General features: G+C 56.0%; 11 protein-coding genes. 3 read left to right on the top strand and 8 right to left on the bottom strand.

Annotated features, from left to right (window positions below):
• Positions 1-383: 383 nt before the first annotated feature.
• Together GSQ89_RS36130 and GSQ89_RS36125 are read right to left on the bottom strand one after the other, a co-directional pair.
• The gene (locus GSQ89_RS36130; protein ID WP_158932958.1) at positions 384-797 is read right to left on the bottom strand and encodes a hypothetical protein; all 414 of its coding nucleotides are present in this window, start codon (positions 795-797) and stop codon (positions 384-386) included.
• A gap of 12 nt (positions 798-809) precedes the next feature.
• Positions 810-1,634, bottom strand: coding sequence for a lipase family protein (locus GSQ89_RS36125; protein WP_158932957.1), 825 nt, complete (start codon positions 1,632-1,634; stop codon positions 810-812).
• A gap of 600 nt (positions 1,635-2,234) precedes the next feature.
• On the opposite strand from GSQ89_RS36125, the gene GSQ89_RS36120 reads away from it, so the two are divergent.
• Positions 2,235-2,465, top strand: a complete 231-nt coding sequence (locus GSQ89_RS36120) for an SDR family oxidoreductase (RefSeq protein WP_158932956.1) — start codon at positions 2,235-2,237, stop codon at positions 2,463-2,465.
• Here the strand turns inward: GSQ89_RS36120 and GSQ89_RS36115 are convergent.
• From GSQ89_RS36115 to GSQ89_RS36095, 5 genes are all read right to left on the bottom strand, one after another.
• Positions 2,458-3,069, bottom strand: coding sequence for a hypothetical protein (locus GSQ89_RS36115; RefSeq protein WP_158932955.1), 612 nt, complete (start codon positions 3,067-3,069; stop codon positions 2,458-2,460). The two genes, GSQ89_RS36120 and GSQ89_RS36115, sit on opposite strands and share 8 nt — an antisense overlap.
• Positions 3,070-3,229: 160 nt before the next feature.
• The gene (locus tag GSQ89_RS36110; protein ID WP_216856650.1) at positions 3,230-3,409 is read right to left on the bottom strand and encodes a hypothetical protein; all 180 of its coding nucleotides are present in this window, start codon (positions 3,407-3,409) and stop codon (positions 3,230-3,232) included.
• On the bottom strand, positions 3,406-3,822 hold the full coding sequence (locus GSQ89_RS36105; protein ID WP_158932954.1) for a hypothetical protein: 417 nt from the start codon (positions 3,820-3,822) through the stop codon (positions 3,406-3,408). The genes GSQ89_RS36110 and GSQ89_RS36105 overlap by 4 nt, the downstream gene beginning before the upstream one ends.
• A gap of 265 nt (positions 3,823-4,087) precedes the next feature.
• On the bottom strand, positions 4,088-5,794 hold the full coding sequence (locus tag GSQ89_RS36100) for a DUF927 domain-containing protein (RefSeq protein ID WP_158932953.1): 1,707 nt from the start codon (positions 5,792-5,794) through the stop codon (positions 4,088-4,090).
• Positions 5,795-6,224: 430 nt separating this feature from the next.
• Positions 6,225-8,024, bottom strand: coding sequence for a DUF927 domain-containing protein (locus tag GSQ89_RS36095; RefSeq protein ID WP_158932952.1), 1,800 nt, complete (start codon positions 8,022-8,024; stop codon positions 6,225-6,227).
• A 58-nt stretch (positions 8,025-8,082) separates the two neighbouring features.
• Between GSQ89_RS36095 and GSQ89_RS36090 the strand changes: the two genes are divergently transcribed.
• Positions 8,083-8,274: a hypothetical protein gene (locus tag GSQ89_RS36090; protein WP_158932951.1), complete on the top strand. Its 192-nt coding sequence runs from the start codon at positions 8,083-8,085 to the stop codon at positions 8,272-8,274.
• 80 nt (positions 8,275-8,354) lie between these two features.
• Here GSQ89_RS36090 and GSQ89_RS36085 read toward each other — a convergent pair whose 3' ends face one another.
• A complete protein-coding gene (locus tag GSQ89_RS36085) occupies positions 8,355-9,218 on the bottom strand; it encodes a hypothetical protein (RefSeq protein ID WP_158932950.1) in 864 nt (287 codons plus the stop codon).
• Positions 9,219-10,406: 1,188 nt separating this feature from the next.
• Here GSQ89_RS36085 and GSQ89_RS36080 point away from each other — a divergent pair.
• Positions 10,407-10,709, top strand: coding sequence for a hypothetical protein (locus GSQ89_RS36080; protein ID WP_158932949.1), 303 nt, complete (start codon positions 10,407-10,409; stop codon positions 10,707-10,709).
• Positions 10,710-10,841 lie beyond the last annotated feature (132 nt).

The raw sequence follows: 10,841 nt of genomic DNA, 5'->3' as shown, positions 1-10,841 counted from the left end.
TGTCAGCGACAATCAGACCGAACATCATGAACTCGTTGCGGTCATCAATTCTCATCCTGATTGACGCATTTTCTCACCCAGATTGTCGCGCTACATATAGTGGACGTAAATATGAGAGAGACAAACATCTGATCGTAAGTGCCGCGCCCTCTCACCAATTCCCATTGGCCAGCTATGAGTGACGGCACAGAGTTAATCGTCATCTTCCATACATCATGTAAATAATACCTCCCGTCCCCTTGGAGAAACTCGAGAAGTGGCACGAATATGGCCCAGAGGAGAATGAGTGTAATTAAGGACAACAAGACGTCTAGGCACCATAGGAAACCAATATACCATAAGCTTCGCGCTTTACTGATCATCGTCAGAACGAAGCCGCTTTTTTATAACGAAACGTAATCCGGGACGCATGCAGTGATGGTCGGCAGCATTATCGCGGTCATCAGCTTGAGCCAATAAGGATCTTGATTATCTGTCGCAGCGGTCTCTTCGGCTTGAAACAGGAACAGAGGGAGCTCGGTTATGATAAAGAATATCATGGTGATAGCTAGAGAGGAGGATACCCTAGGAAGTCCGAATCTTGATGGCCCCAATAGACGCTCAAAAGCCTGTTTTACATGCCTAGATAACAAGGTAATATCGAAGCCCCGCTGAGCGCTGGCCAGAAATTGCGCGATCTCCCTTCGGGCCTCTGGTTTCGAGTCTTTCTCGAATGCCACGGCTATCCCATAAACAGCCGCCGCCGAGCCGGCACCCCAGCTGATCCCTGTTCCAAGAGCAGACATAAAGTCCGTCATGATCATATCCCGCTAAAGCGCTGGCCTACCCTGTATGGGAGCATGCACCACCGACGGCGTCCAGGCGGCAACACCGGCAGCAGCTTGCATTTTGCGGGCAAGCTCAACTATCGAATGGCCGGATATCGCATTTCCCGTATAAAACAGGTTGAACCGCACGCCACGTATCATGGGGTGGATCGCAGATGGCTTAACGAGAATGCTCGTGAAGGAGCGTAGGATTGCCAAGATCTCGCCCCTCTCGTAGATGCGGGTTATTTGTAATCCATCCCGGTTGGTCTGGCGTGTCGCGCAATCTACGCTGTAGAAACCTGTAACGGGGGAGGGGTCGAACGCGTATACCTTTGACACCCTCTGAATTCCCTTTGGCAGGGCATACGCAAACTGTTGCGCTAAGCCTCCACCCAGGGAATGGCCCGTCGAGTAAATTTTCGCATCCTTCAAATACGCCATCTCGGGATTGTTCACCCGGCTCCGAAATTCTTTAACGAAGTCGGGACCAAAGAGCCCAACAATTTGAGTGTATTCGTCGTTGCGCTTCGGGATGAACCAACGTAAGTTTGCAATCCAGTCCGAGCCGCTGGTGAAGACGGTTCCCCCAAAGGCAACTACGATGAGCGTTCGGTCCTTTTGTTCCCACACCTCGGCGCGAAGATGCTGCTCTATCATTCGATCTTGAAGCGTCTTATTTGGGAAGCCGGTCCAAGGTATCCACCCGATATCTTTGAGTTGGGCATCCGCATCTGGGATTCGAGAAGTTGCAACTTCTGGGGCTGGAGTCTTGGCGGCAGCTTTGTGTTTCCATATGTGCGTTATTGTGCGGACAACCGTTCCCAACCGCCGCTTTCCGGTAGGTATCGCTTGCCGCTTTGGCTCGGATCTCCCATACGCCGCTACGCTCAATAGAGCGAACTGCCAGTCCGCCGCGGCCTCTTCCTCAACTGGGTAGGGACCGGTAAGAAGCCGATTGCCTGGCCTGCGTTCGAAGACCTGATGGCGAGTTTGCCTGAGGGCCGTGAAACGCATCCGAATGAACGCTGTTAGGCTCATGGCTCCCTCGCGTCTAAATGGTAGGCGTGGACGGGCGCGCGGGAGTGGAGCTACGCCGTAGTCAACAATTTTACCAGCTCGAATTTATCCTAGCGCCGGAAGTTGTGCTTTCGAGGTGTCTGCTTATTCCCCTAAATCGGAGGCGGAATATGAGCGCAGAAATCATCCCCTTCCCCAAGACACCCGCTCCGAACCCGACAAATACCACTCAGTCGAGTGAAGCGCCCAAGCCTCAGAATCTCGATCTGGAAACCGCGCTCAGGATCATCGAGGCCGTGAAGGCGGCGAAGGCTCCGCGTGAGTCGATCTTTGATTATAATAAGGCTTACATCGCGCGGCAGCTTCAGCCCGTATCCGACGTTACGGCTACGATTACCCTTGGAAAGTATGGATGTAACACCGGTATCTCTGCCCCCCCCCCCCGGTTTCGTCGAAACGCCGCTGGCAGCGCCCGGTCTCGTGAGAGACCCTGGAAAGGCGCGGATGGACGCCACACAGTTGAACCGGACCGGCAAACCGTCCGACATCGCGTTTGGCTGCCTCTATCTGGCATCCGACGAGACGGCCTGGATGACAGGCAGTGAATTGATGATCGACGGCAGCATGACGGCTAACTGAGCGAACCAGTATGCTTAGTGGGCGTTGCGGTGCATTTTTGAATCCGATCGGAACCGCATAAGAACCAGATAAAGCTTGGTCCGACAACAATAGCCGAAAGCCAAAGGAACAAGGAGCCATCAGATCTCAAGGCAACGACAGTCGTAATCCCCAGAATGGCCAGCCACGTCTTACTTATGCCGCGGCATTTAAGCCACTCATGGCGCTCTTTCGTCAGGGGCTCTCTCAGGCTCCGCCATTTTAAATCTATGTCGGATGGTTGGGGGTCAGAGGACAGATACATTCTTTCGATGCGGCGTATATGATCCAGCTTCTTCTGACTGTCATCATTGAAACCCTTCATCCGGAATAGCATGATCACGGACATAACAATCGGTATCCATATTGCGTGGCCGACCAGCTCGTGACCGACGACTTTCGTGGTCTGAGTGGAGATCCAAGTGTATATGGCAGCAATCGCTACGAGAAAATATCGTTCGATCTGGTAAAGCATGGTTTCATTCTGTAGAAGTTCAGCTTCATATCTCTTGTATTCTTCCAAGAGCATTTGCTGCCCTGCCGCGTATCGATCAAACGCGGGTTTAGTGGGTTCATCCTCCGCCATTTCAGTCTCCCATCCTATCAGCGCCAGAGACATGCTTCTAACGATTAATCTCGACCAGCAAAACCCACGCGCTGATACCGGCAGCCAGAAACGATAGGGGAATGCTTGTGTTTCGGCGTGGAAAAAGGGGTTCTCCCGCAAATCTTGTGCTGTTGTTACGCTAGTTCGCATGCAGGACGCGAGCGCGGAGCAGAGCGAAGCCGGCGCGGCCGAGCATTGTTCGTTTCAACATCTTGAGCCTATTGATTTGTCCCTCAGCGAGGCTGGTGGTCCAGGGAAGATCGAGGGCGGCCTGCACGGCACCGAGATCGTGCCGCAGGCTGACGACGAACGCCTTCAATGCCGTGCGCCTGCATCGGAGAGCACTTTTTCCAACGTCTCTGTGCTCTTTCGGCGTAACAGCGCGTTGAGCCGCTTCGCAGCAGCGGTCGCGTTATCGACCCGATAGGCATCGTAGACGGGATCGGCGCCGGGCCACTCCATCCAAGTGAATTCAAATGGGAGCCGGCACAGAGGCAGCACGCGGAGTTGCGCCGCGAACGAACTGGTGCTGATCGTGTTCGCGGTGACGATGATTCCGGGCGTCAAGTCGAATCGCTTGGCCTGGCGTATGGCGATCCCCAGGGCCGATAGTGCGCCCGTGTAGACTCGGTCGGCGGGAGAATCGGCCGCGGCAAGGATTTCATCAGCAAGCATCGGATTCCGGCGAGCAGTGGCAATAGGTGTGGCGGCCTCAATATACCCGTCGGCCATTCGAGGAAACGCGTTCGGTTTTCGTCCCGCCGGAACGCTCTGATTACCATACACAGTGGTCCCGAAAATCATGGAACGAAGCGCGAAAACGGGCAAAGCTCGCATTTCAAAAGCACGGAGGACCGCGCCTCGCAGGGAGAAGCATCACATTGCCAAGGTTGCGCTGCAGGCAGCCGACCAGCTTCGGCAATCGGCGGAGAGAAACCGATCGATAAGCAATGTCTCTCATAGTGGGATTTTCCCCAACTACACTATGACCCCAGTTTCAGCCCGCACGGCGCGACACGGCTGCAGCCGTCGAACGATGAAAGCAGAACGGGTCGCGAAAAACATACGACCGGTGAGCACGACCGTCAGGCCACCTGACCGACCGTTCGGCCCACTCGGTTGATGTTGGCGATGGTCGATATTTGCGCTCACCCATACGCAGGTGACCTGCTTCATGCAGCCATCGTATCACCGCAACCCTTTGCGCGCGATTGGCAAACCAGTCACGGAATGATTTTCCGTGAATCGTGAAAACGCGCTCGCCACGCTCCCAACGGCAAAGGCCAACTCCTTGCTCGGGTCCGAATTCGTTTCGGTCGTGTTTCCCGACGAGGTCGATATGTCGCAAGTGGTCCTTCAATTGCTTGCGCAGCGTGGTTAGCGTTGTCGTATGCCGGTTGGCGTGAGCGTGGGACGCCCTCAGGCACGCAATCAGCGTTGTGCTGAGTTCGCCTTGCTTCCAGGGCACCACGCGGGCCGCAATCGCCATGGCGCCCCCCGCGTACAGTCGCTCGAAGCCAACCATCACCGGCGAACTTAGGAGGTCGCGGTCAGCTTCTGTCACGGCCGCACGAAATTCGGCCGCAAAGGCTTTAGCCATTTTCGGAAGGTCGGCATATTTCGCGATCAAGAATTTGATATAGCGCCGATAAGCCAGTCCGGAATGTTCGTCGCACGTCCGCAATAGTTTCCCCCCCGTTGACCCACTCGCCGAGGTCACTTGCTGTTGGCCCCAGACAGCCAGTGATACCGGCAGGTCGAGCGTGAAGGGCTCGGACCCCGTTATAAATAGGGCCTCCGTCAAGCCGTTTGAATGAACCGCCTCAGCAGCTGCGGAGACCAACGTGCCACGCCAAGAAAAGGCTTCCGGTATGAACAAACCGACATCCCCTACGGTCGCGCCGGCCAGCAGCCGGTCCGCGATATTCATTGATCGACCGCGGGCCGGCCCGGCCAAGTCGGCATTCGTTTCCGCAACCGGGACGACCAGGTCCGTCAACAGCTTGGCAATGGTTGGCACTTGCTGAACCGCAACTTGCGACAGCTGCGTAATATGTCGTCGACCAAACCCAACCGCTGATCCCGCGACTGCTACGGCCGCCATGCGTCGCAGGTCCGTGCCGCCAAATAAATGCAATCGGAAGGACGGCCACCGGCACGGCGCCAAAAGTGGGGCGGCGAAGGCGGCTGACAGGGCGGCTACCCATGGCGGGAATGTCAGCGACGCAGCCGCCACCTTGTATCGCCACGTCGCCAAATTGCCACGATGGTGAAAACCGATGCGGGTTTGCGGAGTTGGCCCACCAGGCGGAAACACTCTGATCCCGGCGATATCCCCGATTAACCGATCGCCAAGCAGAAAGGCGCGCTCGTCCTCACGCCAACCGACAGTCTCCGCATAAATCCACTGCTCGAGAGGTTCCTGTTCGATTATGGACACGAGCGCCTCAAGTGCCGTTCGTCGATCGGTCGGCATGGCGACGTTCGATTTCACGAGTTCTCTGTGGAGAGAATCGGGAGTCCGGGATTTCTCCCGCTCGATCCGCAAGAGGCAAGTCCCCCGACCAAGCTTTCGAACCTCGAAAATCTCGAATGCGGAATCGTTCGATTGGTCCGCCAAATTGGCGATTTTTGTGATATGCATTTCATTCTCTCCGATTATGGCGGCAACGGCTGAAACCGATGAAACGGCTGCAACGGCCAAAAATCAGCCATGCACCATCAGCCTAAATTGGGTATTTTCAGCCCCCATTTTTGATCGAATTGCGCGCCAACATTGACGTTGAAACCACTGCATTAGGCATCATCAGCGAAAGCAGCCGCCATAAATACATCGCACTGATGGTGCTTTTCATTCCGTGAGCAGTGTATTTTACGGAAAAATCTGGTGCCCTCTTCGGAATTCCGGTTCGGGATAAATAGGTCTTTCCGGCCCACTTATATCGGAAAATATCAATGGAAAGCTTTCAGCTTTGTCGTCGAGCTTGGCAATTTTTTGGATTCCTATCTCGAGATACTTTGCCATATGCACCATGCGCATCGGCTTAGACAATTCATTCGGGCTTGTGCCACAACACTTGTACTGAATATCGGCATGGGCGATTGCAAGCCCACCCCGACGTTGTCTTCACGTATCAGGCCTCACTGTCGATCGCCTCCGCCTTGATTGCGATGAATTGCTCGCGGCCTCGGCCTGGAATCGTGCGTTTCACCGAATATCGGAGATCACCTCCCGATCCTTTCTCGGTGGCAATTTGTCCAGCCTCGTTTAAGGTGAGCTTTAACCGTTGAACACGAGATTTATCGCCCAGGATTGTGAGTAGCGCCTTGTCGGTGAATAGGTATTCCCGTCCGTTTTCTTTGTGGATTGATTGCAATATCGGCCAGTCGGAGACTTCCCTGGGAAGGCGATCAGCCGGTACCTCGGCGGCGAGATCCACAATTCTGTCGCCGTTCGACCGCACATAGTCTCGGAGTTGGGCAAGTGGCTGAGGTTGAATCGCACTGGAAGCACTGGCCGTCCTGGTATTGCCAGCGACACCACTATACGTCGCCTCTTGAGCGACCAGGTTCACGTGGTCCAAGAGACAGGAACGCAGACTTCGGGCTAATTCCGGCACCTTCCATGGAAGTATGCCAACCTTTATGGCGAAACGCGCAGATGCATAGATGGTGGCGAATTTTGCCTTGGTCCTGTCCAGGTTCTGTGTTGGTGACGCGATATCCTCGACCGAGCGCAGGAAACTCTCACGTCGGGCCTTCAGCCATGCGCCAAGCTTCTCCGGGTTACGGGAGTTTTCGGCTGTTAGCTTAGCGAGAAACTTTTGGGACGGGTGACCGAAATGTTCCTCTGCAAGTTTGCGCAGCACGGCACTGAACGTCGCGGCATCCTTCGAACCATGCAGATTCTCAAAAGCACCTTGTCCCCCCTGGGGCAGTGGGACGGCCATCATTCGGCTGTGAAGCGCGTCGTCGATTCGGTTTCCGGCCAAGTTACCGAACTGCTGGAGAGACAGGTTGGAACTCATCAGGATCGGCACCGCGGACGAACGGCGAGGCCCAGTGTCAGTCAGCCGTCCTTTCTGAAACCCGGATGACAGGCGCATTACCTGCCTGTTCAGCGAAGGCCCGATGTCCTTGTCGTCAAGCCCCCCGCCACGGGTCTCGTCGAGAACCAGCAGCGTATGATTGGCCGCTAGGAAGTCATCCTCAATGTAACCCTCAGTCGCGTTGAACGGTTGTCCAAAGCCCATCTCCCGAGCCTTGTTGGGGTCGATATGGCAGCCCCAAATTGATCCAGCCACCTTGTTTACGGTCGTTTTTCCCGTGATGGGATTGCCCACCAGCATAATCCCGACCTGTTCCAGGCCTAAAAGCGCCGCGACCGGTCCACTGAAAGCGGCGCTGATAAACAGGACGATTCGAGTGTTGCCTATCGCAAGCCCCCCAAGTCTTCGCCAACCTTCTATAGTACCGCTGACCCGAAACCGCGTGAACCTTTCAGACTGGGCATCTTCCAGATGAACCAGCAACGCTCTTGTGCTGGGCCCGAACCTGCGCTTGGGCAGAACAAAATTCCATCCATTCCAGCCAAGCCTCGTTGCAACCTGCAACCGCTTTCCATTGTCCGGGAACTGCTGAACTCTTGCGATGAACTCATTCCGGGCTGCCGGCGAAATCAGCTTGGCTCCGTCTAAGTTGAGTTGGTTAAATTGTTTAGAGTTCACGCTCACATTATCCAGCCGGAAGAGTCTATTTTTCTTCACCTTACCGACCTCAAACTCCACCTTGATAAAGAACTCCCCCGCGTCACCCTCAGCGAATGATTTTAAGCGGATATGTTTGGTGAGCGTGGGCTTCTTCGATGCCAAGCGATTCCGGCCCGAGGGTTTGGTAGGGAAGGGGACCGCTTTCCTGGATTTTAGATCAGCCATGGTTTTCTGAACTCCTGATCGTGTTGGGGGTGGTTCTTGCCTTGACGCGCCGACGTAAGTGATTGCTGAACACGCAAACGGCGCGATCCGCACGAATTGCGTTGTCAGCGACACTTTTGATGGCGATGGGATCGAGGTGCTCGAAGATGAAAAAGATGGGGGAATAGAAGGCGAAAAGGGGCCTTTCTTTGGCATTGAGAAATGTGAGTGGCAGGAACACTGCGTAGGTGCGGTGAAGCGCGATAAGTGACCGAGGGACGGGGCCTGTTTTGGCGACGCCGGCACGTCGGCACGTCGGCAGTTCCGCTAGCCACGCCTTTGGAAAGCCTGTCATTGAGCGCACCGAGAGGCGGGGCACCCGGGCTGCGTCTCGGAGCCAGGTGTGTCCTCGAGGCGGCACAGCGCGTCACCACGGCGCCGCAGCCCGTAGAGAAACAGCAACGATTCGGGCGGGTGGCCAGCCTGCCATGCGAGCCACTCCCGCTCTTGGTCAGCAGCCAACCGTCGCATCTTTGAGCTTCGCTTGCCGGACCGCGCCCGGTAGCGGACCCGCTCGACCCAATACGTCTTGAAGCAGTAGCCCGCCGCTGACGCTAAGTCGGTCGCAGCCACCGGCTGAATGACGACTGCGGCAGAACCCGTGGGCGTTGGGGGATAATAGGATCGAAGGCTATCGAGTGCTCCCCGATCACTTGTACCCGCCAACGCGTGGATGTGGACCTGATATTCACCACGGTCCGCCTCGTGCGTACCGTCCACCGCGCCCACCACCAGTCCGCGGATGCCGCAGCGGGTCAGCTGCTTACGAACTCGATCCAACAGTCGGCGAGGGTGAGCGTCAGCTAGACTGCCAGTCTTGAAGGAGGACTTGTCCGGAATGATCGTGATGAAGAGCACCTTGTCTTTTGCCATCAACGCCACGATCTGGCCGATGAGCCACAGCCGTGTTCGACGTTGACACATTGTGCATATCGAGAGCTTGCAACGCCGCCCCTTCCGACACCTTTCCAATTTTCTTGCGAATCGGCGCTGCTCGCGATTGCCTCGGCCAAGGATACCAATGCGATGGTCACGCTCGGCCTGCGCCGCGCCGAGCGTTTCAAATCTCTTGATGCGCAGACGGGCATCAGCCTCGGGCAGCGGTAATTGATAACGCCAGACGTCGAAGCTGCGCCTATCGGTAGTGGTGCTCATGATTTTCTCTCGCACAAGTGGCGCGGAGGCGACTGGCCCCCGCTGGGAAAGCTGCCGGCGCTGCCGCTTCGGCCGTCGATGCGGCTGATGTGGCCCGTGCCGAATTCGGGATTTTTGGCCGATCCTGCCCGACGCTTGGCTGGTGCATCGGCCGTTCCCTTGGGCCCTTCGGAACCCCGACGAATCCGGAATGTGAGTTCTAGGATCTCACCACTGGTGGGCTCTGGTCGGCGATGGACGGTCCGATCAGCGACTTCTGAGCCGTCGAACAAACCGTCTTTAACTCTCTCGGGCTGGCAATACTTAGTGACCTGGGCGCCGTTGTGAGTCATTGCAACGTTTGACACCGCTGCTACTCTGGTTACGCACCGGTCGATTTTCACTGAGTGAGCTGCGGCTCACTTGATGTTGTGGGTCGGCCTTGGAGATTGTTACTCGAGGCATGGCCGAAGAAAGCGCAAAACTAAGCTCCGACTCTTCGAATCGTGTTGTACGCGTCCCCCAGGTCGTCGTAATACTGGAAGTATTAAGACGCCACATCGCTAGTAGTACGAAATAACCGGCCGAGACGTTCCTCTGCCCAGCGGTCCAGTTCTTCTTTTGGATATAGGGGAATACGCGGTGCGCGATGAAAGGCCGGCCCTCCACCAACGCTCGCAAGCTTGGCGAGGGTCGCAGCTGCAACGCGGAGACCGTATCGAAGAGCGAGGTACTCACTGGCCTCCCAACGGCGAAGCCGCGGCCTTGCCAAATGCAGGGGCAGAACAGGTTCGGGCGACAGAAGATTCGAGGCAAGAGGTTCATTCATCTCTTTGTTCCATGATCAAGTAACGCGCAGCGGGCTTCCACTTGAGACACTTAGATGTCTTGTGTGCTTGCAGCCTATCTCGCGTTGAGCTAAGAAGCAACTTTCTTACTAACGACAGTTACTTTATCACTAGTGATAGGGCCGATATCACTAGCGATAAAGCCGCTATCACTAGAGCCCAACGATGCCAAATTGCCTGGATTCCAGGCCTAACACGATCACGCGCTTGTGATCACGTGCCCCGAAAAGCCTACGGTCGCGGGATGCCAGCAGTCAGACCTTCGGCCCCAACGGCCACGGTTTAACGGACTGAGGTTGGTGAGGCATGTTCGAAGGCTCGTGGATCTGCTTAGGGCAAGGCAATCAAAAGGAAATTCGTCATGGCACGGCTTCGAGCAAAGGCTGGGGATCAGGCCCGTCAAAGGGCTCAAGAGAGTTATCGACAGAAGGAACTGCGCAGCGGCATCGTACAGGTGAACGTCCGCGCTCCGGAGAAATGGTCGGGCGAAATTAAGGCCTTTGTCGAGGCACTGCGTGAAGGCAACAACCCTGGTCGAGCCTTTGAGAAGGCGTTTCCGAAAAGCGCGAGGGCGATGATAAGGCGGCAACAACAAAGCCTAAAAGTAGAGGCTGCCGACTCGTCTGATGTCGACAAGGGCGACAGCGAGGTTGCCGCTGAGTGAGGAATAGGCCTTGAGCTGCTCAGTGCACATTGGGACAATTGCACTGAGAGGAAAGAAGCTCTGGCGCGAGGCTCCCCTCGAGAAGCGCGCTGCAGCAACTACCACCAACCCAGTGTCACTCCGCGGCATGCT

The organism is Acidisphaera sp. S103, from assembly GCF_009765975.1.
Classification (GTDB): domain Bacteria; phylum Pseudomonadota; class Alphaproteobacteria; order Acetobacterales; family Acetobacteraceae; genus Rhodopila.
Note: the sequence above shows the minus strand (reverse complement) of the source record. Positions and strands in the feature narration are given on the sequence as shown.